We start from the raw sequence: 26833 nt of genomic DNA on the forward strand, positions 1-26833 counted from the left end.
GGCCTAGCCCTGGCCGACTCGCTCGAGGATGAGCTCGCGCACGCGTTTCGCGTCGGCCTGGCCCTTGGTCGCCTTCATCACCGCACCGACGATCGCCCCGGCGGCCTGCACCTTGCCGCCGCGGATCTTGTCGGCGATGTCGGGCTGCGCGGCCAGCGCTTCGTCGACCGCGGCGAGCAGCGCCGAGTCGTCGGAGACGACCTTCAGTCCGCGCTTCTCCACGACCTCGTCGGGCTCGCCTTCCCCGGCGAGCACCCCCTTGACCACCTCGCGGGCCAGCTTGTTGGTCAGCTCACCGGTGGAGACCAGTTCGATCACCCTGGCCACCTGCCCGGGGGTGATCGGCAGGGCGGTCAGCTCCACCTCACGGGAGTTGGCCTCCTGGGCCAGGAAGTTGATCCACCAGCCGCGCGCGTCGCCGGGCTTCGCCCCGGCTGCGACCGTCGCCTCGACGTGGTCGACCGCGCCCGAGTTGAACAGGTCCCGCAGTTCCTCGGCGGTGAGCCCCCACTCGGCCTGGATCCGCTGCCGCCGGGCGGCGGGCATTTCGGGCAGCGTGCCGCGCAACTGCCCGACCCACTCCGCGGGCGGCGCGATCGGCACCAGGTCGGGCTCCGGGAAGTACCGGTAGTCCTCCGCGGTCTCCTTCGTGCGGCCGGGCGAGGTGGTGCCGTCGGCCTCCTGGAAGTGGCGGGTCTCCTGGGTGACCTTGCCGCCGTCGGCGAGCACCGCGGCCTGCCGGGTCATCTCGTAGCGCACCGCGCGCTCGACGCTGCGCAGCGAGTTGACGTTCTTGGTCTCGGTGCGGGTGCCGAACTCGGTGGCGTCCTTGGCCATCAGCGACACGTTCGCGTCACAGCGCAGGGAGCCCTGGTCCATCCGGACGTCGGACACGCCGAGCGCGAGCAGCAGGTCCCGCAGCGCGCTCACATAGGCCCGTGCCACCTCCGGGGCGCGGGCGCCGGTACCCACGATCGGCTTGGTGACGATCTCGATCAGCGGCACGCCTGCGCGGTTGTAGTCCAGCAGCGAGTGCTCGGCACCGTGGATCCGGCCGGTGGCACCGCCGACGTGCAGCGACTTGCCGGTGTCCTCCTCCATGTGCGCGCGCTCGATCTCCACGCGCACCACTTCGCCGTCGTCCAGCGTCACGTCGAGGTAGCCGTTGAACGCGATCGGCTCGTCGTACTGGGAGGTCTGGAAGTTCTTCGGCATGTCCGGATAGAAGTAGTTCTTCCGGGCGAACCGGCACCACGAGGCGATCTCGCAGTTGAGCGCCAGGCCGATCCGGATCGCCGACTCCACTGCCTTGCCGTTGACCGCCGGCAGCGAACCGGGCAGGCCGAGGCAGGTCGGGCAGACGTGTGTGTTGGGCTCGCCGCCGAAGAGGTTCGCGCAGCCGCAGAACATCTTCGTGTTCGTGTTGAGCTCGACGTGCACCTCGAGCCCGAGGACCGGGTCGAAGCGCTCGAGGACCTCGTCGTAGTCCATCAGGTCGGCAACCGCGGTCACAGCGTTGCTCCCTTCAGCTCCGGAACCCGGTCGATGATGCTGCCGCGCGCCACCTCGTAGGCGGCGCCGACGCGGTAGAGGCGGTCGTCGGCCAGCGCGGGGGCCATGATCTGCAGCCCGACCGGCAGCCCGTCCTCGTCGGACAGCCCGCTCGGCACGCTCATGGCCGCATTGCCCGCGAGGTTGGCCGGGATGGTGCACAGGTCGGCGAGGTACATCGCGAGCGGGTCGTCCACCCGCTCCCCGATCTTGAACGCCGTGGTCGGGGTGGTGGGCGAGACGAGCACGTCCACCCGCTCGAACGCGGCGTCGAAGTCCCGCTTGATCAGCGTCCGCACCTTCTGCGCGGAACCGTAGTAGGCGTCGTAGTAGCCCGAGGACAGCGCGTACGTGCCGAGCATGACGCGGCGCTTGACCTCGGCGCCGAAGCCCGCCTCACGGGTCAGCGACATGACCTCTTCGGCGCTGTGCCTGCCGTCGTCGGCCACCCGCAGCCCGTACCGCATCGCGTCGAAGCGGGCGAGGTTCGAGGAGCATTCACTGGGCGCGATCAGGTAGTACGCCGGCAGCGCGTAGGTGAAGTTCGGGCAGGAGACCTCGACGACCTCCGCGCCCAGTGCCCGCAGCTGCGCGACGGCGGCCTCGAAGGACCGCTGCACCCCGGCCTGGTAGCCGTCCCCGGCGAACTCGGTGACGACGCCGACCTTCACCCCGGTCAGGTCCCCGCGCAGGCCCTCGCGGGCCGCGGCGACCACCGGCGGCACCGGCGCGTCGATCGAGGTGGAGTCGAGCGGGTCGTGCCCGGCGATGACCTCGTGCAGCAGTGCGGCGTCGAGCACGGTGCGGGCGCACGGCCCGGCCTGGTCCAGCGAGGAGGAGAAGGCGACCAGGCCGTAGCGGGACACCCCGCCGTAGGTGGGCTTCACGCCGACGGTCCCGGTGACCGCGCCGGGCTGGCGGATCGAACCGCCGGTGTCGGTCCCGATGGCCAGCGGCGCCTCGAAGGCGGCCAGCGAGGCCGCCGACCCGCCGCCGGAACCGCCGGGGATGCGCGTGGGGTCCCACGGGTTGCGGGTGGGCCCGAACGCCGAGTTCTCGGTGGAGGAGCCCATCGCGAACTCGTCCATGTTCGTCTTGCCCAGGATCGGCACGCCCGCTTCGCGCAGCTTGCGCGTGACGGTCGCGTCGTAGGGCGGAACCCAGCCTTCGAGGGTCTTCGACCCGCAGGTGGTGGGCATGTCGCGAGTGGTGAGCACGTCCTTGAGCGCCAGCGGCACCCCGGCCAGCGCGGAGGCGGGCTCGGCGGCCTCGTCCACCGCCCTGGCGGCGGCGAGCGCACCCTCCGCGTCGAGGTGCAGGAAGGCGTGCACGGCGCCGTCCACCTCGGCGATCCGGTCCAGGTGCGCCTGCGTCACCTCGACGGCGGACACCTCGCGGGCGCGAATCTTTTCCGCCAGTTCGGCGGCGGTGAACCTTGTTAGGTCGGTCACTTACTGTTCCTCCCCCAGAATCCGCGGTACCCGGAACCGGCCCTCTTCGGCGGCCGGTGCGCCCGCCAGCGCCTGCTGCTGGGTCAGCCCCGGGCGCACGACGTCCTCACGGAAGACGTTGGTCAGCGGCACGGCATGCGAAGTCGGCGGGATGTCGTCCCCGGCGACCTCGCCGACCTTGGCAACCGCGTCCAGGATCTGGTCGAGCTGACCTGCGAAAACGTCGAGCTCGTCGTCGGTGACCGCCAGCCTGGCGAGTTTGGCGAGGTGCGCGACCTCGGCACGGGAAATGTTGGGCACGCGGGTTACTCCCGGGGTGTGCTGTCAATGGTTTCGGTAAGGGGCAAGTCTATGGCGAGCGCCGCAGGTGGCTCGACGGGGTTGTGCACAGCTTGCGTGCGGAACGGTCTCGGAACGCGGACAGCACCTCCCCCCGCGCCGCCCCGTCTGTCACAATCGGCGACCGGCAGCACTCCACGGCAAGGCTGGAGCGCTCGACCCGAAAGGGGTTCACGTTGTCCTTCCTGATCCGGGTTCAACTCCCGGACTCCCCAGGAACCCTCGGTGCGGTCGCCACGGCGCTCGGCACGATCGGGGCGGACATCCTCAGCGTGGACGTGGTCGAGCGTACCGGTGGGATCGCCATCGACGACCTGGTGATCGAACTGCCGTCGGGGCGGCTGCCGGACGCGCTCATCACGGCCGCCGAGAGCATCCCGGGGGTGGAGGTGGACGCGGTCCGGCCGTATGCCGGGCTGCTGGACTCCCACCGGGAGCTGGAACTGGTCGAAGACATCGCCGCGCAGCCCGCCCGGGGCCTGGAGCTGCTGGTCGAGGGCGTGCCCAGGATCATCCGCGCGGGCTGGTCGATCGTGGTTTCCCACGCCGAGGACGGCATCCACCGCCTGGCCTCCTCGAGCGCCGCGCCGGAGGTGCCGATCACCGAGCTGCCCTGGCTGCCCCTGCAGCGGGCCACCGTGCTGGACGGCGAAGACGCGTGGGTGCCCCAGACCTGGCAGGAGCTGGGCACCGAACTGGCGGCGACCCCGCTGGGCAAGCCGGACCGTGCCCTGCTGGTCGGCCGCCCCGGCGGGCCGATGTTCCGCGCGGCCGAGGTCGCGCGGCTGGCCCATTTCGCCGGGATCGTCGCCGTCGTCCTCGACGGCTGAGCTCGCGCTTCCGGGTGAAAGTGCGCGCCCAGCGCATGCCGTGTCCGCTCAGCGCAACCCGTGTTCGGCGGCACCGGTGATGTTGCGCGCCATCCCGCCGAAGATCACCCGGTGCCAGGGCACGAGTGCCTTCCAGTACAGGTGCCCGGCCAGCCCGTGGGGCAGGAAGATCGCCCGCTGCCGGTAGACCGACCCCCCGCCGGTGTCCTGGTTCGCGGACAGTTCGAGCCAGGCCCGGCCCGGCAGGCGCATCTCGGCACGCAGGCGCAGCAGGTGCGGCCGCTCGACGCGTTCCACGCGCCACCAGTCCAGCGCCTCGCCCACGTGCAGGCGGCGCGGATCGCGCCTGCCGCGCCGCAGGCCCACGCCCCCGGCCAGCCGGTCGATCCAGCCCCGCACCGCCCACGCGAGCGGGAAGGAGTACCAGCCGTGCTCGCCGCCGACGGCCTCGATCACCGACCACAGCGTGCCGGCGTCCGCCGGGGTCCGGAGCTCCCGCACGTCCTGGTACACGCTCCCGCCGGACCAGCGGGGATCGGTGGGCAGCGGATCGGAGGGCGCGCCCGGGGTGCTCGCGTCCGACCACCGGGTCGGCACGTCGGCGGCGCGGGTGCGCGCCAGCGCCAGTTCCACGGCCCGGTCGTAGGGGGTGAGGCCGCCCTCGGGATCGGGGATCCACGCGGCGATGTCGCGGTCGTGGCAGACCACCTCGTGGACCAGGGACTCGATGAGCGGCACCGCGATGCTGCGCGGCACGGGCGTGACCAGGTTGACCCACTGCGCGGACAACCACGGCGTGAGCACGGGGACCGGCACCACCAGCCGCCGCGGCAGCCCGGCCACCACCGCGTACCGGCGCATCATCTCCAGGTAGGTGAGCACCTCGGGGCCGCCGATGTCGAACGCCCGGTTCACCTCCGGCGGCAGTTCGGCCGCCCGGACCAGGTAGTGGAGTACGTCGCGGACGGCGATGGGCTGGATCCGGTTGTGCACCCAGCGCGGGGTCACCATGGCGGGCAGCCGCTCGGTCAGGTAGCGCAGCATCTCGAAGCTGGCCGAGCCCGAACCGAGGATGATCGCGGCGTTGAGCACCACGGTCGGCGCCCCCGAGCCGAGCAGAATGCGGCCGACCTCGGCCCGGGAGGCCAGATGGGCGGACAGGGGTTCACCCTCGGGCGTGATCCCGCCCAGGTAGACGATCCGGCCCACGCCCGCCCGGGCGGCCTGCCCGGCCACGGTTTTCGCGCCCTGCCGGTCCAGGCGGACGAAGTCCTTCCGGTGCAGGGAGTGGACGAGGTAGTAGACCACCTGCCGTCCGTCCAGGGCGGCGGCGACGCTCGGCGCGTCGCCGACGTCGCCGCGCACCACCTCCACCCGGTCGTGCCAGGCGGTTTCGGCCAGCTTCCCCGGATCCCGGGCCACGGCACGGACCTCGTGCCCGGCCCTGAGCAGTTCCGGGACCAGGCGCCCGCCGAGGTAGCCGGTGGCGCCGAACACCACGCACCGCATCCTCCGATCGTCGCTCAGGTCAGGCGCGACGGCCACCAGACGCGCTTGTCCAGCTCCAGTGACAGCGCCGGGACCAGCAGGGAACGCACGATCAGGGTGTCCAGCAGCACCCCGAAGGCGACCAGGAAGGCGATCTGCGCGAGGAACAGGATCGGGATCACCGCCAGGGCCGCGAAGGTCGCCGCCAGCACCACGCCGGCCGAAGTGATCACGCCGCCGGTGAGGGTGAGCCCCCGCAGAACCCCCTTGTGGGTGCCCAGGCTCAGGGTTTCCTCCCGCACCCGGGTCATCAGGAAGATGTTGTAGTCCACGCCGAGCGCGACCAGGAACACGAACGCGAACAGCGGCACCGCCGGATCGGCGCCCGGGAAGCGGAACAGGTGGTTGAACACCATCGCCGAAACACCCAGTGTCGCGCCGAAGGACAGCAGGACGGTCACGATCAGCAGCAGCGGGGCCACCAGTGCGCGCAGCAGCAGCGCCAGGACCACGAAGATCACCGCGAGCACGATGGGGATGATCACCGCCCGGTCGCGCCGCGAAGTCTGCTGGGTGTCGAGTTGGATCGCGGTCCGCCCGCCGACCTGCGCGTCCGCGCCCGGCACGGCGTGCACGGCGTCCCGGATGCGCTGCACCGTGGCCAGTGCCACCTCGGAGTCCGCCGGGTCCGACAGGACCGCGTACACCTGCGTGCGGCCGCCCACGGTGGTGGTGGGTGCGACCTGCGCGACCCCCGGCACGTGGGCGGCGCGGACCACCTCGTCGGCACGCCCCGCGTCGGCGATGATCACGGTCGGGGAGCCGGAGCCGCCGGGGAAGTGCCGGGCCTGCGCCCGCTGCCCGCTCACCGAGTCCACTTTGGTCAGGAACAGATCGGACTGCGCGGTCCCGGAGGCCTTCAGCTGGGGCAGGAAGGCGACCCCGGCCAGGAGGACCACGCTGGTGACCACCCAGACCGTGCGGGGCCGGGCCTCGACGGCGCGGGCGATCCGCGCCCAGAGCCCGCCGGTTTCGGGATGCGGCGAGCCGAGTTTCGGGCGCAGCGGCCAGAACGCGGCGCGCCCGCACAGCGCGAGCGCGGCGGGCAGGAAGGTGAGCGAGGCCAGCAGGGCCGCGACGATGCCGATGGCGGCGACCGGACCGAGTCCGCGGTTGGACTGCAGATCGGAGAACAGCAGGCAGAGCACCCCCAGCACGACCGTCACCGCGGACGCGACGAGCGGGGGGAGCACGGCGCGCCAAGCGATCCTCAAGGCCTCGAACCGGTCTTCGGTGTCCCGGAGCTGCTCGCGGAACCGGGACACCAGCAGCAGGGCGTAGTCCGTGGCGGCGCCGAAGACGAGAATGAACAGGATGCCCTGGCTCTGGCCGTTGAGCGTGAGCAGGTCGTGGTCGGCCAGCACGTACACGGCGAGGCTGGCCAGGCCGAGCGCGAACACGGCCGAAAGCAGCACCAGGACGGGCAGCAGCACGCTGCGGTAGACCAGCACGAGGATCACCGCCACCACCAGGCCCGCCACGACCAGCAGGAGCCCGTCGATGCCGCCGAAGGCGGTGACCATGTCCGCGATCTGCGCGGCGGGCCCGGTGACCAGCACGGTCAGCCCGGACGGGGGTGAGGCGAGTTCGGCGCGGATCGTCTTGACCACTTCACCGGGTTTCTGCCCGGTCTTGATCGGTACGACCAGTTGCAGGGCCTGCTTGTCTTCGGACAGCTGTGCCCGGGGCAGCGGCCCGGCGACGCCCGGGATCTGTCCGATCCGGACGGCCGTCTCGGTGAGGAAGGCCGTGTCCGGCCCGGTGATCCCGGCCGGGCGCTCGGCGACGACGACGGCGGGCAGCACCTGCGTCGGCGAGAAGGCGCGCTGCTCGTCCTGGACCCTGGTGGACTCGGCGGAGGCGGGCAGGAACGCCGAGCTGTCGTTCTTGGCGACCGAGCTGAGCTTGCCGGTGTAGGGCCCGCCGAAACCGCCCACCACCAGCCAGACGAGCAGCAGCAGCGCGGGAACCAGCCAGCGGGTACGGCGGACGGCCGGAGTGCGCGGCAGGACGGGTGAGGTGCTTGGCATGACGGATACAGTCCTCCGGGTCGCCATTTGTTCAGCAGGCTGAGCATTCTTATCATGGGGAGGTCTCGTGGCCGGCGAAGAGGACACGACGAAGAGCACCGAAGAGGGCATCACGTCGTGGCCGACGGGCCGCCTGCTCTCCGCCGCGGCACGCCTGGTGGAGCAGCGCTGGACCGACCGGCTCGACGCACTCGGCCTGTCGCACGCCGGTCTGATCGTATTGCACACCCTGCGTGGCGGCGCGTTGTCGCAACGGGAGCTTGCCCGGCGCTGCCAGGTGACCGATCAGACCATGAGCCGGACCCTCGACCGGCTCCAGCGGGCCGGTCACCTGGAGCGCGTGACCGACCCGGCCGACGCACGGCGCCAGCTCGCGCGGCTCACCGAGGCGGGCAGGCAGGCCCACCGGCAGGCCGACCGGCTCGCCCGCGAGGACACCGGGGTCCTGGGCGCGCTCGGGAACGACAGCGCCTTCCGCGCCCAGTTGATCACGCTGATCGAGCGGCTGCGCGGCTGAAGCCCGCCGCGCTCGGCGACCCGGGCGTGGGTCAGGTGAGGGGGAGGGCGAAGGCGCGGAGCCAGAAGCCGGGGACGGGTTCCCAGTCGCGTTCGGGGAGGCGGGTGAAGCCGAGGCGGGTGTAGAGACGGTGGGCCGCGGTCATGGCCTCCAGGCTGGACATCACCACGCACTCGGCGCCGAGTTCCCGGGCTCGGTCGACCACGGCGCGCGTCAGTGCCTCGCCGATCCCGCGGCCCCGCGCCGCGGGCGCGGTGGCGAGCATGCGGAACTCCAGCTCGCCCGGCCGGGAGATCTCGGCCATCGGACTGCCCGGCGGGGTCAGCGTGACCGAGCCCAGCACCTGTCCCCCGCCGTCCACCGCCACCAGCAACTCCGAATGCGCGGCGCGGCCGGCCGCGTCGGACAGCTCGTGCACGTAGTCCGGGTCGGCGACCAGCAGGCCGTCCTCCTGGTAGGCCGCGACCGTCAGCGCACCGACCACCGCCAGTTCCTCCGGCCGCACGGGCCGAACCACGAACTCACTCACCGGTCTGCTCACCCTCGGCGGGCAGTGCGACCTCCGCCGCCGCCTCCGGTCCCTTTTCCAGCAGCACCCGGAAACCGTTTTCGTCCAGGACCGGCACCTTCAGCTGCACGGCCTTGTCGTACTTGGACCCGGGCGCGTCCCCGACCACCACGAAGGCCGTCTTCTTCGACACCGAACCGGCCGCCTTGCCGCCGCGGGCCATGATGGCCTCCTTGGCCTCGTCCCGGGAGAATCCGGTCAGCGATCCGGTCACCACGATGGACAGCCCCTCCAGGATGCGCGGGATGGATTCGTCGCGCTCCTCGGCCATCCGCACCCCGGCCCGCCGCCATTTGGCCACCACCTCCCGGTGCCAGTCCACGGTGAACCACTCGCGCACGGCCGCCGCGATCGTCGGGCCGACACCGTCCACATCGGCCAGCGCCGTCTCGTCGGCCGCCTCGATCGCTTCCAGCGAACCGAATTCGCGGGCGAGCGCCTGGGCCGCGGTCGGTCCGACGTGCCGGATGGACAACGCCACCAGCACCTTCCACAGTGGCCGGTCCTTCGCCGTTTCCAGGTTGGCCAGCAGCTTGCCCGCGTTCGCCGAAAGCTCCCCCGACTTGGTGCGGAACAGCTCGACCTGCCGCAACTTCTCCTCGTCCAGGGCGAAGATGTCGCCCTCGTCGGCCACCACACCCGACTCCAGCAGCGCACTCGCCGCCTCGTAGCCGAGCACCTCGATGTCGAAGGCGCCGCGGCCCGCCAGGTGGAACAGGCGCTCCCGCAACTGGGCCGGGCAGGACCGGGCGTTGGGGCAACGGATGTCGACGTCGCCCTCCTTCTGCGCGGCCAGCGGGGTGCCGCACTCCGGGCACCGCGTCGGCATCACGAACTCGCGCTCCTCGCCGGTGCGCACCTCGACCACCGGGCCGAGCACCTCGGGGATGACGTCGCCCGCCTTGCGGATCACCACCCGGTCGCCGATCAGGACGCCCTTGCGCTTGACCTCCTCGGCGTTGTGCAGGGTGGCCATCGCGACCGTGGACCCGGCCACCTTCACCGGCTCCATCACCGCGAACGGGGTGACCCGCCCGGTGCGGCCGACGTTGACCTGGATGTCGAGCAGCTTGGTGTTGGCCTCTTCCGGCGGGTACTTGTACGCCACGGCCCAGCGCGGGGCGCGTGAGGTGGTGCCGAGGCGGCGCTGCAGGGCGACCTGGTCGACCTTGATCACCACGCCGTCGATCTCGTGTTCGGCGTCATGCCGGTGCTCGCCCCAGTACCCGATGTGGGCCAGCACCTCCTTGGCGGTGTCGAACACTTTGGTGTGGGCGGACACCGGCAGGCCCCAGGCGGCGAGCGCCTCGTACGACTGCGACTGGCGCTCGGGCTCGAAGCCGTCCCGCCTGCCCAGCCCGTGGCAGATCATCCGCAGGCGGCGGCTGCGGGTGACGCGGGGATCCTTCTGGCGCAGCGAACCGGCGGCGGTGTTGCGGGGGTTCGCGAACGGCGACTTGCCCGCCTCGACCAGCTTCGCGTTGAGGTCGAGGAAGTCCTCGACCCGGAAGAACACCTCGCCGCGCACTTCGATCAGCTCCGGCACCGGATACTCGTCGGTGCCGGTGAGCGTGTCCGGCACCTGCTCCAGGGTGCGCACGTTGAGCGTGACGTCCTCGCCGGTGCGCCCGTCGCCGCGGGTCAGCGCGCGGGTGAGCCTGCCGCGCTCGTAGAGCAGGTTGACGGCGAGGCCGTCGATCTTGAGCTCGCACAGGTACTGCGTCGAGCCGCCGACCTCGCGTTCGACCCGGTCGATCCAGGCCAGCATCTCCTCGGTGTCGAACACGTTGTCGAGGCTGAGCATGCGCTCGAGGTGGTCGTGGGCGGCGAACTCGGTGGAGAAGGTGCCGCCCACGTTCTGCGTCGGCGAGTCGGGGGTGACCAGGCCTGGGTACTCGGCCTCGAGCCGTTCGAGCCGGTGCATGAGCTCGTCGAACTGGCCGTCGGAGATGGTGGGCGCGTCCAGCACGTAGTAGCGGAACTGGTGGCCGCGGATCTCTTCGGCCAGCGCACCGTGCCGTTCCCGCACCTCGGCGGGAACGTCGGACATGTCCTGGACTACCGGCTCGTCACTCACAGTCGGCAGCTTAATCAGTGCCACCGACAGTTTCCGGGTCCCGGCGGTCGAGCCCGCGGACCAGGTCCCGGAACTCCACGAGCGTGAGCGCCTCTTCCGGTTCGGTGCCCACCACCTCGACGCGGCGCAGCCACCGCCCGGCCAGCCGCTCCCCCAGCGCGGCGTCCAGGGGCAGGAAGGTCATCGCCGAACGCGACGCTTCTTCCAGGCCGGCGAGCTGGGGGTGGTAGACGGCGACGTCGACCGCCCCGGCGCCGGGGTCGACGGTGGCGCCGACCCGGAAATCGCCGAGCCTGATCCGGTGCGCGCCGAGGTTGACGGTGACCTCGGTGGGATCGGGCACCGGGGGCACCGAATCGTGGTACTCCCAGATGGCGTCCTCCTCCGGCGCCGCCGCCCGCCACGCGTCCGTGTAGGGGCGCAGTGCTGGGTCCTCCTGGGCGCTCACCACGAGCGCGTAGATGGCGCGCTGCCCGCGTTCGAGGGAGAAGTGCAGCTCCGGGTGCAGCCGGGCGACGGCGGCGGCCAGGTCGTTCTCGACGCGCTGCGGCGCGCGGTCACCGAGGGCGGCGTTGGTCTCGGGCAGCATCGCGAACCAGGTCTGCCAGAACTCCTGTGCCGCGGCCTCCGGATCCGCGGGCACCTCCTGCTCGGGCCAGGGGGTCCGGGGGTCGGGCGGGTCTGGGGCAAGGTCGTCGGTCTTCCGGCGGAACCATCGCATCGCCTCTTACTACCAGCCTTCCGGGGGCTCCACGAACGCTTTGCCCACATCCCTGGTCAGGGACAGGGCCCGGCGCAGCCAGCCGGCGCCCGCCCCGGCCAGACCGCAGGCAGGAGTGGGCACGGCCTGGGTGGCCAGCACCGACCGGTTGAACCCCAGGCGGTCCACCAGGCGGAACGCGGGTGCCGCGACCTCCTTGAGGGTGGGGCGGGTAGCCGGTTCGACGGCGGGGACCAGGCCGAGGAACAGCACCACGCCGCTGTCCAGCGTCTCGCCGAGGTCGTCGAGCAGTGTGGCGGGCGAGCCGTCGAGCCGCGTGGCGTCCAGTGCGAGCGCTCCGGCGCCCGCCGACCGCAGCAGCGCGACCGGCGGCCGGGTCGCGCAGCAGTGCACCACCACCGGCTGGCCGGTGAGCTCGCCCGCCCGCTCGATCGCGGTGGCGAGCAGCTCACGGGCGCGCGGCTCGTCGACTGCGGGCACCGTGCCGTAACCGGACGGTGTGGGCAGCGATCCGGCCAGCACGTCGGGCAGCGCGGGTTCGTCGAACTGGACGACGACCTCGGCGCCGGTACGGGCCTTCAACTCGGCGACGTGCGCCGCCAGCCCTTCGAGCAGGGACTCGGTGAACTCGCGGACCGCGCCGTGGTCGGTCAGCACGCGGTGGCCGCGCGGCAGTTCGATGCCCGCCGCCAGCGTCCACGGCCCGGCGAGCTGCGTCTTGATCACCGGCGGCGTGCCCGCGGCGGCCTCCTGCACGGCGTCGAGGTCCCAGCGCAGCAGGTCGACCGCGCGGCGGTGGTCGTGGCCGGGGTGGGCGGCGACCCGGTACCCGCTGGGCACGACCTCGACCGCGAGGTCGACCAGCAGCGCGGCGCTGCGGCCGAGCAGGTCGGCGCCGACGCCCCGGGCGGGCAGTTCGGGCAGGTGCGGGAACTCGGGCAACTCACCGAAGACGACGGCGGCCGCTTCGGCGGGATCGGATCCCGGCAGGGAACCGATCCCGGTGGCGGCTCCGGCGGGCCAAGCTCGTTCAGTCACGGCCCCCATTGTGACCGGTGTCGCGATCCGGCCGCCCCGGCACCCCGCGCGGCGCGTCCACATTTGAGCGAAAGCGCATCGGAAGCCGCGGCGGGGCGGGGATTCCGACATTTCTCCGCAATTCGCCGGGACGCTCCCGCCACCGGTTTTCCGTGGCTAGGCTTTGAAAGCATGACAGGCGATTCACGGCGCGCCGGCGGCGGCACGCTGTTCACCGAGCCGATCCTGGTGGTCAACCAGAAGGCCAGACTGGTCGAGACGGTCAGCGAATTCGGGGTCTTCGACCAGTACGGCCGCCCGCTCGGTGCCGTGGCCGAGGTGGGTCAAAGCCTGTTCCGGAAAGCCGTGAGGCTGTTGACGAATTACGACCGCCAGCTGTCTCACCGTTTTGAGGTCCGCGATGTCGGCGGCAGTGTCGTACTGAAAGTGACGCGTCCGGCGAAAATGGTCAAATCACGATTCCTGGTCACCCGCCCGGATGACTCCCCGATCGGTGAGATCAGCCAGGAGAACGTGTTCGGCAAGATCCGGTTCTCGTTCACCGCGCGCGGCGAACCGGTCGGCGAACTGCGCGCCGAGAACTGGCGGGCGTGGAACTTCACGATCATCGACCGGGCCGGCGCGGAGGTCGCGCGGATCACCAAGACCTTCGCCGGGTACCTCGAGGAGGCCTTCACCACCGCCGACAACTACGTGGTCGAGGTGCACGGACAGCTCGCCGATCCGCTGGCCAGCATGGTGGTGGCCTCGGCGCTGACCGTCGACACCGCGCTCAAGCAGGGCGAAGGCGACACGTGACGCGCGTCTCAACGTGAGCGTGTAGACAATCCGTCCCCGATCGTTTCACAGTAATCGAACAGGGAGCGAAGGGACGATGAGGTCGCGTGGAACCACTCGCCGAGGACACAGCACGGCCGTGGGCCGAACCCGGGATCTACCGGGTGGCGCCCGGTGTCTACCGGATCCCGCTGCCGCTGCCCAATGACGGCCTCCGCGCGGTCAACGTCTACGCCATCACCGACGGCACCAGCCTGGTGATGATCGACTCCGGCTGGGCGCTGGACGAGGCCCGCGAGCAACTGCGCGCCGCGCTCGCCGCGATCGGGGCCGAACTCGGGGACATCAGCCAGTTCCTGGTCACCCACGTGCACCGCGACCACTACACGCAGGCCGTGGCGCTGCGCCGGGAGTTCGGCAACAAGATCGCGCTCGGCGAGCACGAAGAGGCCTCGCTGAAGATCACCGCGAACCCGCAGGGCACGCCCATCACGGCGCAGATCCGGCTGCTGTGGCAGGCCGGTGCGGACCCGGTGGTGGACGAGTTGCGCAGGGTGTTCGGCGACCAGCCCAGCGAAAGCGGCGCGGCGATCTGGGAAGACCCCGACCAGTGGCTGACCGAGGGCCGGTTCACCGTGCTGCCCGATCGCGAACTGGACGTGGTGCACACCCCCGGTCACACCGCGGGCCACGTGGTCTTCGACGACGGCGCCGCGGGGCTGATGTTCACCGGCGACCACGTGCTGCCGCACATCACGCCGTCGATCGGGTTCCAGCCCGCCGAGACGGAGATGCCGCTGCGGGACTTCCTCGGTTCACTGCGGCTCGTGCGCGGCATGCCCGACCGCCGGATGCTGCCCGCGCACGGCCCGGTGTCGGAAAGCGTGCATCAGCGGGTGGACGAACTGCTGGCGCACCACGAACAGCGGCTGGCCACCACCGCCGACACGGTCGTGGCGGGCGCCACCACCGCCTACGAGGCCGCACAGCGACTGGGGTGGACCCGGCGGGAGCGCCGCCTCGCCGAACTCGACCCGTTCAACCAGATGCTGGCCGTGTCCGAGACGAAGGCACACCTGGATCTGCTGGTCTACCAAGGGAAACTGGCCGCCACCGAGGTGGACGGCGTTCTCCGCTACCGCGTCGCGTAAGCGCTCTCTTCGGCTGGCCGCTGGCGACGCGGGACCGGGAGCCGGTGAAGCCGAGTGCGGTGAGCGCGGTGACGACGATCCCGGCCGCGGCCAGGAAGACCGCCGTCCGTAGCCCGTCCACAGTGGCCAGTCGCAGCGCCTCGCCGGACAGGTCCCGCGTACCGGCGTTGGCCACCGCCACGAACAAGGCCACCGCGCCGCCGGTCTGCTGGGCGGTCGAGGCCACACCGGCGGCGACCCCCTGCTCCCGCGCCGCGACACCGGCCGCCGCGGCACCGAACATCAGGGTGTATCCGGCGCCCTGGCCGAGTCCGAGCACGACCAGCGCGGGCACCAGGGCCGCGTAGGACGCGCCGGCGCTCATCACCGACCCCAGCGCAACCGTGCCGATCCCGCCCACGACCAGGCCGGCCACCAGCACCAGCCTGGTGCCGTAACGTCCCCATGTAGAGGAACGTCACCACGACGCCCGTGCCCAGATTGCGTTCGCGCAGCAGGCGCAACGGCAGCAACGGATCACGGCCGCGCCCTTCGAGTACGGCGAACGTCACCAGCAGGGCGGCGCCCGCCGCCGCGGCCACGAGCACCACGGGAGACGTCCAGCCGAGCTCCGGGCCTTCGACGAGCGCGAACACCACCGATGTCATGCCCAGTGTGGCGGTCACGGCGCCGCCGAGGTCGAACCGGCGGCCCGGTTCGCGCGGCGGGTCCGCGGCCAGCAGCGGGAACGCGAGCAGGGCGGCGACCGCGGCGAGCGGCACGTTCACGAAGAACACCGCCGCCCAGCCGTAGAGCTGGGTGAGCAGGCCGCCGAGCAGCGAACCCAGGATCATCCCGCTGCCGCCCGCGGTGCCCCACACCGCGAACGCCCGGTTGCGGGCGCGCCCCTCCGCGAAGCTGGTGCTGACCAGCGTGAGCGTTGCCGGGAACAGCAGCGCGCCGCCCAGGCCCTGCCCGGCGCGGGCCGCGACGAGCAGGCCGGGGCCGGCGGCCAGCCCGCCGGCCAAGGACGCTCCGCAGTAGAGGCCCAGGCCGAGCGAGAACATCCGGCGGGGCCCGAACAGGTCGCTGGCCCGGCCGCCCAGGAGAAGGAAACCGCCGAACGTCACGGCGTAGGCGCTGACGACCCACTGCAGGCTCTGAGTCCCGAAACCCAGAGCGTGGCCGATTTCGGGCAGCGCCACGTACACGATGTTGTAGTCCAGGGAGATGATCAGCTGCGCGAACGCCAGCAGGGCCAGCACGAGGCCGGGGCGGCGGCTCACCGGGCCACTCGCTCGTCGGTGCCGGGCACCTTCGCGGTGGCGATCGCGATGCGGTTCCACGTGTTGATCGTGAAGATCAACGCGAGCAGCTGGGCCAGTTCCTGGTCGTCGAACCGCGCAGCCGCTTCGCGGTAGACCTCTTCCGGCACGCCACCGGAGATCAGGGTCACCGCTTCGGTCAATGCGAGCGCGGCCCGCTCCCGCTCGCTGAAAAAGGTCTGTGCCTCGTGCCAGACGGCGACCATGTGCAGTCGCTCCTCGGTCTCACCGGCCTTGCGCGCGTCGGAGGTGTGCAGGTGCAGGCAGTAGGCGCAGCGGTTGAGCTGCGACGCCCGGATCTGCACCAACTCGACCAGCGCGGGGTCCAGCCCGGCGCGAGCGGCGGCGTCGAAGCCGATCAGTGCCTTGAACGCCTTCGGCGCGGCCTTGGCGAAGTTGATCCTCGAGTTCGTCATGCCCAGAACGCTAGGACCCGAATGACCCGTGTGTATGGTGCATTCTCGTGCCGGAATCATGGGTCAATCTCGGCGAGCGGCTCGGCGTCGACCTGCACCTGGAGCTGGCGGGAACCGGCAGCAAGCGAGCCGTGCTGATCACCGCGCTGCGGGACGCCATCCGCGACGGGCGGCTGGCGCCGGGCACGCGGCTACCGCCGTACCGGTCGCTGGCCGCGGACCTCGGCCTTGCCCGCAACACCGTCGCCGACGCCTACGCCGAACTGGTCGCGGAGGGCTGGCTCACCGCCATCCAGGGCTCGGGAACCCGCGTCGCCCCGCGAGCCGAGCCGGTCGCCCTGGCGGCCAGACCGAAGAAGGCGCCCGTCGGGACGGCCCGTGGAGTGCACGAACTCCGCCAAGGGCGGCCGGACGCGGGCTCGTTCCCGCGGGCGGCGTGGCTGGCGTCGGCTCGCCGCGCCCTGAACGCCGCGCCTAACGACGCCTTCGGTCCTGGCGATCCCCGCGGCCGCCCCGAACTGCGGGAGGCACTGGCGGAGTATCTGGCCCGGGCGCGCGGCGTGCGGACCGGGCCGGACCGGATCGTCGTCTGCTCCGGCTTCGGGCACGCGCTCCGCTTGCTGTGCCGGGGGATCATCCCCGGCCGGCTGGCGGTGGAGGGGTACGGCCTCCCGTTCCACCGGTCGATCTTCGACACCGCGTCGATCCGCACAATCCCGCTGCCGGTGGACGCGGACGGCGCCCGCGTCGAGGAGCTCACCCCGGACGTCCCGGCCGTCCTGCTCACGCCCGCCCACCAGTTCCCGACCGGCGGCCCCCTGCACCACCGGCGGCGGGCGGCCGTCGTGGACTGGGCCCGCGCGGTCGGCGGACTGGTGATCGAGGACGACTACGACGGCGAGTTCCGCTACGACCGGCAGCCGGTGGGCGCGGTGCAGGGCCTCGACCCGGAACGGGTGCTCTACGCGGGTTCGGTGAGCAAGAGCCTGTCCCCGGCGATCCGGCTGGGCTGGCTCGTGCTGCCGGAACACCTGGTCGACGCCGCGCTCGCGGCGAAGGGCGAGCGGGAGGCGTGGGCGGGCGTGACCGAACAGCTCACCCTGGCCGACTTCATCGTGTCCGGCTCGTACGACCGGCACGTCCGGAGGATGCGGCAGCGGTACCGGCGCCGGCGCGACCACCTCGTGGCCGCACTGGCCGAGCACGCCCCGCACGTCGAGATCACCGGCATCGCGGCCGGCCTGCACGCGGTGCTGCGCCTGCCGCCCGGCGCCGAAAACGCGACGGTGCGAGCCGCGGAGCGCCGGCACGTCGCGCTCGACGGGCTGACCTCGTTCCGGCACCCGGACAGCAGGATGCCCACAGTGGACGGTCTGGTCATCGGCTACGCCGCACCGCCGGACCACGCCTACGGTGCGGCCATCGAAGCACTGTGCCGCACCCTGCCTCCCGGCTGAGGCCCGGCCCGCGTCCGGGGCGCGGCGCCGCGCCCCGGACGCGGCAACCGTCAGGCGCCGCCCAGCTTCGTGCGCAGCTCCCGCTTGAGGATCTTGCCCGAGGCGTTGCGCGGCAGCTCGTCCACGAAGTGGACCGCCTTCGGCACCTTGAACGCCGACAGGCGCTCCCGCACGTGCTCGACCAGCACGTCCGCGCTCACCTCGTCCTTGGGGACCACGACCGCGGTGATCGCCTCGATCCACTTCGGATCCGGCACACCGACCACCGCGACCTCGCCGACCGCCGGATGCGTGTACAGCGCGTCCTCCACCTCGCGCGAAGCGACCAGCACCCCGCCGGTGTTGATCACGTCCTTGATCCGGTCGACCACGTAGAGGTAGCCCTGTTCGTCCTGGCGCACGAGATCACCGGAGTGGAACCAGCCGTCGCGGAAGGCTTCCTCGGTCTCTTCGGGCTTGTCCCAGTACCCCAGGCACAGCTGGGGCGAGCGGTAGACGACCTCACCGAGTTCGCCCGCCGGCACGTCGTTGCCCAGTTCGTCGACCACGCGCAGTTCGACGAACAGGGCCGCGCGGCCCGCGGATTCGGGACGCTCGGCGTGGTCGCCCGGGCCGAGGATCGCGGCCAGCGGGCCGATCTCCGACTGGCCGAAGCAGTTGTAGAAACCCAGTTGCGGCATGGCTTCCCGCAGCCGCTCCAGGATCGGCCCCGGCATGATCGACGCCCCGTAGTACGCCTTGCGCAGCGCACCGAGGTCGAGCGTGGCGAAGTCGGGGTGGTTGGCCAGCGCAACCCACAGGGTCGGCGCGGCGAAGAAGGCGCCGTGCCGGTCCTCGGCGAGGCGCCGCAGGATCTCGCCCGGATCGGGCACCTCCAGCAGCGTGTTCGTCGCCCCCACGGCCAGCCAGGGAACCAGGAAAACGTGCATCTGCGCGGAGTGGTACAGCGGCATCACGTGCAGCGGGTCGTCGTCGGCGGTGAGGTCCAGGCCCGCCAGGCAGGACAGGTACTCGTGCACGAGGGCGCGGTGGGTCATCATGGCGCCCTTAGGCCGGGACGTGGTGCCGGAGGTGTAGAGCAGTTGCACCAGATCGGTGTCGGACACCTCGACGTCCAGTTCGGGCACCTCACCCGAACTCGCCGTCCGCAGCAGCGAGTCTTCGGTGTCCCGCAACGGAACGGCCCGCACCCGGTCCTCGATCCTGGGCAGCAGCGCCGGATCGGCCAGCACGAGCGAGCTGCCGGACTGGGTGAGCAGGTAGTCCAGCTCGTCGCCGGTGAGGTTGTAGTTGATCGGCACGTGCACCAGCCCGGCACGGGCACAGGCGAGGAAACCGATCAGGTAGGCGTCGGAGTTCTTGCCGTAGGCGGCGACCCGGGCGCCCTTGGCCAGGCCGAGCGAAAGCAGGTGGGCCGCGGCCCGGGTGACGGTGGCGTCGAGCTCGGCGTAGGTCCACTCCCGGTCGGCGAACCGCAGCGCCACGCGCTGGGGCGTCCTGGCGGCGCTGCGCCGGAGGATGTCCGCGACGGTACTGGAACGAAGTGAGGTCATGGGAACCCTCCTGGCGACGGTGCCATACTCGGGTGAGTGAGCGAAATCCACATTAGACGTGCCCGGGCGGGAGATGTCGAGCACATCGTGACCCTGATCGCGGACGACCGGCTGGGCAGCGGCAGGGAGTCACTCGACGACTTCGAGCCGTACCGGCGGGCCTTCGCCGAGATCGACGCCGACCCGCGGCAACTGCTCGCGGTGGCCGAGGACGCGGGTGGGATCGTCGGGACCCTGCAGCTGACCTTCATCCCCGGGCTGTCCCGGCGCGGCGCGACGCGAGCGCTGGTCGAAGCGGTGCGGGTGCGCGCGGACCGGCGGGGCGCCGGGCTCGGCGGCGAGCTGATGCGGTGGGCGATCGACGAGGCGCGCCGCCGCGGCTGCGCCCTGGTCCAGCTGACCTCCGACGGCACGCGCACGGAGGCCCACCGGTTCTACGAGCGGCTGGGCTTCATCGCAAGCCACAAGGGTTTCAAGCTCACGCTGTAGCGGTGATCTTCGCGCTGCCCAGCACGAGGTCGCCCGCCGGGTCCGGCCGGTAGAGCACCACGACCTGCCCGGGCGCCACTCCTCGCAGCGGCTCCCGCAACTGGATCCGCACCTGCCCGGCCGCACCCCCGGCGCCGGAGCCGGAACCGGAGCCGGCCTCGGCCACCGCTTCCGCGGTGCCGCCGTGCGCACGGACCTGGACCACGCATTCGGTCGGGCCCTCGATCGGGTGCTCGCCCGGCCACACGGGCCGGTCGGCGTGGATCTCGCGGACGGCGAGCCGCTCGGCCGGGCCGACCTTCACGGTGCCGGAAACCGGTTCCAGGGACAGCACGTAGCGTGGCCTGCCGTCCGGAGCGGGCTGTTCCAGCCCCAGTCCCTTGCGCTGGCCGATGGTGAAGCCGTGCACGCCGGTGTGCCGTCCGAGCACGGCACCGGTCTCGGCGTCGACGAGGTCTCCGGGGCGCTCACCGAGCTTGCGCTCCAGGAACTTCTTCGTGTCGCCGTCGGGGATGAAGCAGATGTCGTGGCTGTCGGGCTTGCGGGCCACGGCCAGTTCACGCCGTTCCGCCTCGGCCCGCACGTCGCTCTTGTGCGAGTCCCCCAGCGGGAACAGCGAGTGGCGCAGCTGTTCCGGGGTGAGCGAAGCGAGCACATAGGACTGGTCCTTGCCCTCGTCCGCGCTGCGCCGCAGCTCCGGCACGCCATCCACAATGGACAGACGCGCGTAGTGCCCGGTGGCCACCGCGTCGAACCCGAGCGCCATCGCCTTGTCCAGCAGGGCCTCGAACTTGATCTTCTCGTTGCAGGTGACGCACGGGTTCGGGGTGCGGCCCGCCGCGTACTCGCCGACGAAGCTCTCGATCACGTCCTCGGTGAACCGCTCGGCGAAATCCCAGACGTAGAAGGGGATCCCGAGGATGTCGGCGGCGCGCCGGGCGTCCCGCGAATCCTCGATGGTGCAGCAGCCGCGCGACCCGGTCCGCAGCGTGCCGGGCTTCGCCGACAGCGCGAGGTGCACCCCGACGACATCGTGCCCGGCGTCCACGGCGCGGGCGGCCGCCACCGCCGAGTCCACTCCCCCGCTCATCGCGGCCAGTACCCGCATCACACCTCCTGCTTCTGCCTGCGCATCCCGGACAGTCCCGCCTGCCGGGCCCTCGCCACCACCGCGGCGATCTCCCGGCCGACCGCCGCCACGTCCTCCCGCGTCGAGGTGTGCCCGAGCGAGAACCGCAGCGAACAGCGCGCGGACACCGGGTCCGCGCCCATCCCGAGCAGCACGTGGCTCGGCTCGGCCACCCCGGCCGTGCAGGCCGAACCGGTCGAGCATTCGATGCCCTTGGCGTCGAGCAGCATCAGCAAGCTGTCCCCGGCGCAGCCGGGGAAGGTGAAGTGCACGTTGCCGGGCAACCGCCCGTCGCCGGGCGGGGCGCCGTTGAGCACCGCGTCGGGCACCTCGCGCAGGATGGTCTCGATGAGCTCGTCCCGCAGCCCGGACACGATCTTCGCACGGTCCCCGAGCTCGGCCACGGCGGCCCGGACCGCGGTGGCGAAGGCGTGGATCGCGGGCACGTCCAGGGTGCCGGAACGGACGTCGCGTTCCTGGCCGCCGCCGTGCAGCAGCGGCACGCAGGGGGTGTCGCGCGAAAGCAGCAGCGCGCCCACACCGTAGGGGCCGCCGAGCTTGTGCCCGGTCAGGGTCAGCGCGCTGACGCCGGAGGCGGCGAAGTCGACCGGCACCGCGCCCACGGCCTGCACGGCGTCGGAATGCAGCGGAATGCCGTACTCGGCGCAGATCGCGGCCAGTTCGGGAATCGGGTTGACCGTGCCGACCTCGTTGTTCGCCCACATGACGGTGGCCAGTGCCACCGCGCCGGGGTCGGCCTCGACGGCCTTGCGCAGCGTCTCCGGCAGCACGCGGCCGTTGGCGTCCACCTCGAGCCAGGTGACCTCGGCCCCGGCGTGCTCGGCCAGCCAGCCCACCGCGTCGAGCACGGCGTGGTGTTCCACCACGCTGGCCAGTACCCGGCGGCGCCGGTCGTCGGCCTGGCGGCGCGCCCAGTAGATCCCCTTGACGGCGAGGTTGTCGCTTTCGGTGCCGCCCCCGGTGAAGATCACCTCCGAGGGGCGCGCGCCCAGTGCCGCGGCGATCCCCTCGCGGGCCTCCTCGACCATCCGGCGGGCCCGGCGTCCGGAAGAATGCAGCGAGGAGGCGTTGCCCACGGAGGACAGCGCCTGGCTCATCGCCGCAACGGCTTCCGGCAGCATCGGGGTCGTCGCCGCATGGTCGAGATAGGTCATCGCTTAACCAGGGTAGACCGTCTGATCGCCCCTTGGGTGGCACCTGCGCCTCCCGGGACAGTTGCCTGCCTCACCCCGCCAAAGGCACGCCCACCGGCCGGCGGCGGCGCCGGGCGGGCGTCCGCACGGTGCCCAGCGCGGAGTGCACCGCCGATTCGGCGAGCGCGGCGAGTTCGCGGCGGTCGGCCGCCCGTCCCGGCGCGATCTCCTCGCACACCGTCATCTCCAGCACCAGTCCACGCAGGCGCACCACCCGGCGCAGCGAGTCGATCAGCGACTCCGGCCCGATGAACGCGGGCTGCGTGGTCTCCCGGCCGTCCGCCAGCCGGTACCGCAGCGCGATCGGCCGCACCGGCACCCCGCCGTCGATCGCGGCCTGGAAGGCCGCCGTGGCGAACCGGCCCGAGGCCAGCCCGCACCAGGTGGTGCCCTCCGGCGTGACGTTGACCAGCGAACCGGACCGCAGCGCCACCGCCAGTTCCGCGATCGTGGCGGGCAGCGTGGACAGCCGTTCCCGGTCGAGGAAGATGCTGCCGCCGCGCGCGACCAGGGTGCCCAGCACCGGCCAGTCCGCGATCTCCCGCTTCGCCAGTGCCCGCATCGGCCGCACCGCGTTCACCGCGATGATGTCCAGCCACGAAATGTGGTTGTTCACCACGAGCGCGCCCCGGCCGTCCACGGCGGCCAGTTCCTCGCCGCCGTGCACCACCAGACGCACCCCGAAGGCACGCAGCACCGAGCGGAACACCAGGCGCACCAGGCTCTCCCGCACCCGGCCGCGAGTCACCAGCAGCAGCGGCACCACCAGGAACGCCAGCAGCACCGCGGCGGCGGCCGCGACACACCGCAGTAGCCGCCGCACCGGGGAAACGGTGGGCGCGCCCGTCGTGAGGCACCCGTCGCCGCACGGCGAAGCGGGCATCCACGCGTGGCTCACCGCCCGCCGCCCAGGAAGTACTTCAGGTACCGCTCGTCGACCTGCTGGAGGTCGAGCAGGGTGAAGAAGTCGGCGACGCCGAAGTCCGGGTCGTGCGCGGGCGGTCCGCATACCTTCGCCCCCAGCCGCGTGTAGCCCTTGAGCAGCGGCGGCAGCATCGCGCGCGTCGGGCGGGCTATCCCTGCGGTGTCCCACGGGTTCAGCGGGGTGACGCGCTGGGCTTCGGGCGCGTAGTGCTTGGCCTGGATGGCGTCCCAGACCCCGGCGGCGTAGGTGCCCCCCTCGGTCAGCGGCACCGAGGCGCACCCGCCGAGGTAGCGGTGCCCGGCCAGCAGCATGTAGCGGCCGATGCCCGCCCACACCAGGCTCACCACGGCGCCGCTGCGGTGGTCGGGATGCACGCACGAACGGCCGGTCTCGACCAGCGAGCCGCGCAGGTCGTCCAGATTGCCCAGGTCGAATTCGGTGTCGGAGTAGAGGCCGCCGGCTTCGGCCGCGCGCTGGGGCGGGAGCATGCGGTAGGTACCGACGATTTCGCCGGTGTTGTCGTCCCGCACCACGAGGTGGTCGCAGAACTCGTCGAATCGGTCGACGTCGAGCCCCGGGGATGGCGTGTGCAGGGTCGCGCCCATTTCTTCCGCGAAGACGAGATACCGAAGTCTTTGCGCGGCGACGACTTCTTCCGGTTCGGAGGCGACGAGCAGTGAATAGCGGGGAGCACCGTCGGCGGGTTCGTCACCGGGCGAATCGGTGCTGACGAGTAGCTGTGACCGCGTCATACCTGTAGGTCTACCGAGGCCACGGCGACCATCAGGAGCCCCGCGGTATGACGTCTTTATGCACTTTGCGTGAACCCCCGGTACCCCGGCTTCGGAAAGCCCGGAAACCGAAAGGCCGCCGCCATGGCGGAATCACCATGGCGGCGGCCTCGCGGGCTGTGCGGAAAGGGGATCAGCCCTTGCGCTTGGCGACCTCTTCGGTCAGCTGCGGGGCGACGTTGAACAGGTCGCCCACGACACCGAAGTCGGCGATCTCGAAGATCGGCGCCTCGGGGTCCTTGTTGACCGCGACGATCGTCTTCGAGGTCTGCATCCCCGCCCGGTGCTGGATGGCCCCGGAGATGCCCAGCGCGATGTACAGCTGCGGCGAGACCGTCTTACCGGTCTGGCCGACCTGGAACTGCGCCGGGTAGTAGCCGGAGTCGACCGCGGCACGCGAGGCGCCGACCGCCGCGCCGAGCGAGTCGGCCAGCTTCTCCACGACCTCGAACTTCTCGGCGGAACCGACACCGCGGCCACCGGAGACCACGATCGAGGCCTCGGTCAGCTCGGGGCGGTCGCCGCCGACCAGCGGCTCGACCCCGGTGATCCTGGCCGACTTGGCCGGGTCCGCCGCCGGGAGCTCGATGCTCTCCTGCGCCGCGGCACCCTCGGCCTGGACGGCCTCGACCGCACCGGGGCGGACCGAGATGACGGGCAGGCCCTTGGCCGCCTTCGCCTTCACCGAGTAGGCGCCACCGAAGATGGACTGCTCGACGGTGCCGTCGGAGTTGACGCCGACCGCGTCGTAGAGCAGCGCGCCGCCGAGGCGCGCGGCCAGCCTGCCGGTGACCTCCTTGCCCTCGGCCGAAGCCGAGACCACGACGGCCGCCGGCGAGACCCGCTCGGCGAGCAGGGCCAGCGCGTCGACCTTCGGGGTGACCAGGTAGCCCGCGGCGTCGGCGGACTCGGCCACGTAGACCTTGGCGGCGCCGTAGGCGCCGAGGGCCTCGGAGAACTTGCCCGCGGTACCGGGCGCGCCCACCACGACGGCCGACGGCTCGCCCAGCGCGCGGGCGGCGGTCAGCGCTTCGAAGGTGGACTTCTTCAGCTCGCCGTCGACGTGGTCGACGAGAACCAGAACCTCAGCCATTGATTCGTCTCCTTACCCTCAGATGAGCTTCTGGCCGACCAGGAACTCGGCGATCTTCGCGCCGCCGTCGCCCTCGTCCTCGACACGCTGCCCGGCCTGGCGCGGCGGCTTCGGGGCCGCCTCCGCCACGACGGACGCGGCGTTGGCCAGGCCGACCTCGCTCGCGTCGATGCCGAGGTCGGCGATCGTGAGGGTGTCGACCGGCTTCTTCTTCGCGGCCATGATGCCCTTGAAGGACGGGTAACGCGGCTCGTTGATCTTCTCGGTCACGCTCACCAGCGCCGGGAGGGCGGCCTCGAGGTGGGTGAGCCCGTCCTCGGTCTCGCGGTCGGCCTTGACGGTGGAACCGTCGATGGTCAGCTCGCGGACGTAGGTCAGCTGCGGCAGGCCCAGCAGCTCGGCGAGGATGGCGGGGATCGCCCCTGCCCGGCCGTCGGAGGCCTCGTTGCCCGCGATGATCAGGTCGTAGCCGTCGACCTTGCCGATCGCGGCCGCGAGCACCTTCGCGGTGGCCAGCGCATCGGAGCCGTGCAGCGCCGCGTCCGAGACGTGGATCGCCTTGTCGGCGCCCATGGACAGGGCCTTGCGGATGGCGTCGGTGGCGCGGTCGGGCCCGACCGAGATCACGGTGACCTCGCCCTCGCCGGCTTCCTTGATCTTGAGGGCCTCTTCGACGGCCTTCTCGTTGATCTCGTCGAGCACGGCGTCCGCGGATTCGCGGTCCAGCGTGTGGTCAGCGTCGGAGAGCTTGCGCTCCGAGTAGGTGTCTGGCACCTGCTTGACCAGGACAACAATCTTTGTCATGGGTCCCCTTCGACCTCCCGATAACAGCCCTACTAGCCGGTAGCGTAGGGAAGGTTCCCGGCGCTGGCCCGCCGAGGTGACGGCATTCACCTCGATCGCCAATCTATTGGGACCATAGTCCCAGTAGTCCTTCCCGGCCTTGAGGCTACTCTTGGTAGCCGCTCTACGGATGGGGTACACGGAATAGCCCTTTCGGGCTAGCCTCACACCCCGTGTCCAACCACGTTGCGGTCGTGACCGACTCGACGGCCTCCTTACCCAGCCAGCTCGTCCGCCAATGGGGCATCCAGGTGATCCCGCTCCAGCTGCAGGTGGCGGACCGGATCGACGACGAGAACCGGTTCGACAGAGCCGAGGTCGTCAAGGCACTGCGGGCGGGACACCACGTCAGAACCTCGCCCCCGGACCCCGGCGCGTTCTTCTGGGCCTACCAGGACGCGGCGAGCAAGGGCGCCGCCGCCGTGGTCAGCCTGCACCTGTCCGGCCGCATGTCCAGCACCGTGCAGGCCGCCCGCCAGGCCGCCGACCAGGTCCGGATCCCGGTGTACGTGCTGGACAGCGCCACGACCGGGATGAGCCTGGGCTACGGCGTGCTCTCGGCCGCACGGGCCGCGGGCGCGGGCGGGCAGGTCGACCGCGTGATGGAGGCGGCCGAACGGCGCTTCACCGCCAGCTCCGAACTGATCTACGTGGACACCCTCGAATACCTGCGCCGCGGCGGGCGGATCGGTGCGGCCTCCGCCCTGTTCGGCACCGCGCTGTCGATCAAACCGCTGCTCACCCTGAAGGAGGGCGAGGTGGCTCCGCTGGCGCGGGTGCCGGGCAGCCGCCGGGCGCTCACCCGGCTGGCGGAGGTGGCCGCCCAGCGGGCCGGGGACCGGCCCGCCGAAGTGGCGGTGTCCTGCTTCCGGCCCAGCGACCGCGAGCTCACCCTGGTCGGCGAGTTGCGGGAGCGGATCCCCCACCTGCGGGAACTGCTCGTGGTGGAGGCCAGCGCGGTGATCTCCGCGCACGTCGGCCCAGGGGCGGTGAGCATCACGGTGTCACCTGCCTGACAACT

Annotated in this window: 25 protein-coding genes; 7 read left to right on the forward strand and 18 right to left on the reverse strand. The window is 71.7% G+C overall.

The features are described from left to right. Positions 1-3 precede the first annotated feature (3 nt). Genes gatB through gatC form a run of 3 tightly spaced genes read right to left on the reverse strand, consistent with a single transcriptional unit; the run spans position 4 to position 3302 of the window. Positions 4-1512 carry an Asp-tRNA(Asn)/Glu-tRNA(Gln) amidotransferase subunit GatB gene (gatB, locus tag ORV05_RS25780; protein ID WP_268754587.1) on the reverse strand — a complete coding sequence of 503 codons (1509 nt, stop codon included), beginning with the start codon at positions 1510-1512 and terminating at the stop codon, positions 4-6. Next, the gene (gene gatA, locus ORV05_RS25785) at positions 1509-3002 is read right to left on the reverse strand and encodes an Asp-tRNA(Asn)/Glu-tRNA(Gln) amidotransferase subunit GatA (protein ID WP_268754588.1); all 1494 of its coding nucleotides are present in this window, start codon (positions 3000-3002) and stop codon (positions 1509-1511) included. The genes gatB and gatA overlap by 4 nt, the downstream gene beginning before the upstream one ends. Beyond that, the gene (gatC, locus tag ORV05_RS25790; protein WP_144589260.1) at positions 3003-3302 is read right to left on the reverse strand and encodes an Asp-tRNA(Asn)/Glu-tRNA(Gln) amidotransferase subunit GatC; all 300 of its coding nucleotides are present in this window, start codon (positions 3300-3302) and stop codon (positions 3003-3005) included. It lies immediately after the preceding gene. Positions 3303-3517: 215 nt separating this feature from the next. On the opposite strand from gatC, the gene ORV05_RS25795 reads away from it, so the two are divergent. Continuing rightward, entirely contained in the window at positions 3518-4171 is a 654-nt protein-coding gene (locus ORV05_RS25795) for an ACT domain-containing protein (protein ID WP_144589262.1), read from the forward strand. Between the two features lie 48 nt (positions 4172-4219). Here the strand turns inward: ORV05_RS25795 and ORV05_RS25800 are convergent, their stop codons facing one another. Beyond that, entirely contained in the window at positions 4220-5680 is a 1461-nt protein-coding gene (locus ORV05_RS25800; protein WP_268754589.1) for an SDR family oxidoreductase, read from the reverse strand. A gap of 14 nt (positions 5681-5694) precedes the next feature. Then, entirely contained in the window at positions 5695-7749 is a 2055-nt protein-coding gene (locus tag ORV05_RS25805; RefSeq protein ID WP_268754590.1) for an MMPL family transporter, read from the reverse strand. 67 nt (positions 7750-7816) lie between these two features. On the opposite strand from ORV05_RS25805, the gene ORV05_RS25810 reads away from it, so the two are divergent. Further along, positions 7817-8266, forward strand: a complete 450-nt coding sequence (locus ORV05_RS25810; RefSeq protein WP_268754591.1) for a MarR family winged helix-turn-helix transcriptional regulator — start codon at positions 7817-7819, stop codon at positions 8264-8266. A 31-nt stretch (positions 8267-8297) separates the two neighbouring features. On the opposite strand, the gene ORV05_RS25815 is transcribed toward ORV05_RS25810, so the two are convergent. Genes ORV05_RS25815 through ORV05_RS25830 form a run of 4 tightly spaced genes read right to left on the reverse strand, consistent with a single transcriptional unit; the run spans position 8298 to position 12670 of the window. After that, positions 8298-8795: a GNAT family N-acetyltransferase gene (locus tag ORV05_RS25815; RefSeq protein WP_268754592.1), complete on the reverse strand. Its 498-nt coding sequence runs from the start codon at positions 8793-8795 to the stop codon at positions 8298-8300. After that, positions 8788-10884 carry an NAD-dependent DNA ligase LigA gene (gene ligA / locus ORV05_RS25820; protein WP_268759899.1) on the reverse strand — a complete coding sequence of 699 codons (2097 nt, stop codon included), beginning with the start codon at positions 10882-10884 and terminating at the stop codon, positions 8788-8790. The genes ORV05_RS25815 and ligA overlap by 8 nt, the downstream gene beginning before the upstream one ends. 37 nt (positions 10885-10921) lie before the next feature. After that, positions 10922-11632, reverse strand: a complete 711-nt coding sequence (locus ORV05_RS25825; protein WP_268754593.1) for a hypothetical protein — start codon at positions 11630-11632, stop codon at positions 10922-10924. 9 nt (positions 11633-11641) lie between these two features. Next, positions 11642-12670 (reverse strand): uroporphyrinogen decarboxylase/cobalamine-independent methonine synthase family protein, encoded by a 1029-nt coding sequence (locus ORV05_RS25830; RefSeq protein WP_268754594.1) that lies wholly within the window; start codon positions 12668-12670, stop codon positions 11642-11644. Positions 12671-12733: 63 nt separating this feature from the next. Here ORV05_RS25830 and ORV05_RS25835 point away from each other — a divergent pair, with 63 nt between their 5' ends. After that, positions 12734-13468, forward strand: coding sequence for an LURP-one-related/scramblase family protein (locus ORV05_RS25835; RefSeq protein WP_268754595.1), 735 nt, complete (start codon positions 12734-12736; stop codon positions 13466-13468). A gap of 86 nt (positions 13469-13554) precedes the next feature. Then, positions 13555-14598: an MBL fold metallo-hydrolase gene (locus ORV05_RS25840; protein WP_268754596.1), complete on the forward strand. Its 1044-nt coding sequence runs from the start codon at positions 13555-13557 to the stop codon at positions 14596-14598. Here the strand turns inward: ORV05_RS25840 and ORV05_RS25845 are convergent. Beyond that, positions 14583-15863, reverse strand: coding sequence for an MFS transporter (locus ORV05_RS25845; protein ID WP_268754597.1), 1281 nt, complete (start codon positions 15861-15863; stop codon positions 14583-14585). The two genes, ORV05_RS25840 and ORV05_RS25845, sit on opposite strands and share 16 nt — an antisense overlap. Then, on the reverse strand, positions 15860-16318 hold the full coding sequence (locus ORV05_RS25850) for a carboxymuconolactone decarboxylase family protein (protein WP_268754598.1): 459 nt from the start codon (positions 16316-16318) through the stop codon (positions 15860-15862). The genes ORV05_RS25845 and ORV05_RS25850 overlap by 4 nt, the downstream gene beginning before the upstream one ends. Before the next feature lie 47 nt (positions 16319-16365). Here ORV05_RS25850 and pdxR point away from each other — a divergent pair, with 47 nt between their 5' ends. Continuing rightward, the gene (gene pdxR / locus ORV05_RS25855; protein ID WP_268754599.1) at positions 16366-17775 is read left to right on the forward strand and encodes a MocR-like pyridoxine biosynthesis transcription factor PdxR; all 1410 of its coding nucleotides are present in this window, start codon (positions 16366-16368) and stop codon (positions 17773-17775) included. A 50-nt stretch (positions 17776-17825) separates the two neighbouring features. Here the strand turns inward: pdxR and ORV05_RS25860 are convergent, their stop codons facing one another. After that, positions 17826-19328 carry a fatty acyl-CoA synthetase gene (locus tag ORV05_RS25860; protein WP_268754601.1) on the reverse strand — a complete coding sequence of 501 codons (1503 nt, stop codon included), beginning with the start codon at positions 19326-19328 and terminating at the stop codon, positions 17826-17828. 45 nt (positions 19329-19373) lie between these two features. Here ORV05_RS25860 and ORV05_RS25865 point away from each other — a divergent pair, with 45 nt between their 5' ends. Next, complete coding sequence (locus ORV05_RS25865; protein ID WP_326938161.1) at positions 19374-19817, forward strand: GNAT family N-acetyltransferase; 444 nt, start codon at positions 19374-19376, stop codon at positions 19815-19817. Here the strand turns inward: ORV05_RS25865 and mnmA are convergent. The 6 genes from mnmA to ORV05_RS25895 all read right to left on the reverse strand — a co-directional run bounded on the left by mnmA (position 19807) and on the right by ORV05_RS25895 (position 25773). Next, entirely contained in the window at positions 19807-20925 is a 1119-nt protein-coding gene (mnmA, locus tag ORV05_RS25870) for a tRNA 2-thiouridine(34) synthase MnmA (RefSeq protein ID WP_268754603.1), read from the reverse strand. The two genes, ORV05_RS25865 and mnmA, sit on opposite strands and share 11 nt — an antisense overlap. Next, positions 20925-22121 (reverse strand): cysteine desulfurase family protein, encoded by a 1197-nt coding sequence (locus ORV05_RS25875; RefSeq protein WP_268754604.1) that lies wholly within the window; start codon positions 22119-22121, stop codon positions 20925-20927. Before ORV05_RS25875 ends, mnmA begins: the two co-directional genes overlap by 1 nt. Positions 22122-22191: 70 nt before the next feature. Next, a complete protein-coding gene (locus tag ORV05_RS25880; protein WP_268754605.1) occupies positions 22192-23058 on the reverse strand; it encodes a lysophospholipid acyltransferase family protein in 867 nt (288 codons plus the stop codon). After that, positions 23055-23837 carry a GNAT family N-acetyltransferase gene (locus ORV05_RS25885; protein ID WP_268754606.1) on the reverse strand — a complete coding sequence of 261 codons (783 nt, stop codon included), beginning with the start codon at positions 23835-23837 and terminating at the stop codon, positions 23055-23057. Before ORV05_RS25885 ends, ORV05_RS25880 begins: the two co-directional genes overlap by 4 nt. A 172-nt stretch (positions 23838-24009) precedes the next feature. Continuing rightward, positions 24010-24969: an electron transfer flavoprotein subunit alpha/FixB family protein gene (locus tag ORV05_RS25890; protein ID WP_268754607.1), complete on the reverse strand. Its 960-nt coding sequence runs from the start codon at positions 24967-24969 to the stop codon at positions 24010-24012. 18 nt (positions 24970-24987) lie between these two features. Further along, complete coding sequence (locus ORV05_RS25895; protein ID WP_144584738.1) at positions 24988-25773, reverse strand: electron transfer flavoprotein subunit beta/FixA family protein; 786 nt, start codon at positions 25771-25773, stop codon at positions 24988-24990. Between the two features lie 212 nt (positions 25774-25985). On the opposite strand from ORV05_RS25895, the gene ORV05_RS25900 reads away from it, so the two are divergent. Then, on the forward strand, positions 25986-26828 hold the full coding sequence (locus ORV05_RS25900; protein ID WP_268754608.1) for a DegV family protein: 843 nt from the start codon (positions 25986-25988) through the stop codon (positions 26826-26828). Positions 26829-26833: the final 5 nt, after the last annotated feature.

The organism is Amycolatopsis cynarae (assembly GCF_026802195.1).
Taxonomy (GTDB): domain Bacteria; phylum Actinomycetota; class Actinomycetes; order Mycobacteriales; family Pseudonocardiaceae; genus Amycolatopsis_E; species Amycolatopsis_E rhizosphaerae.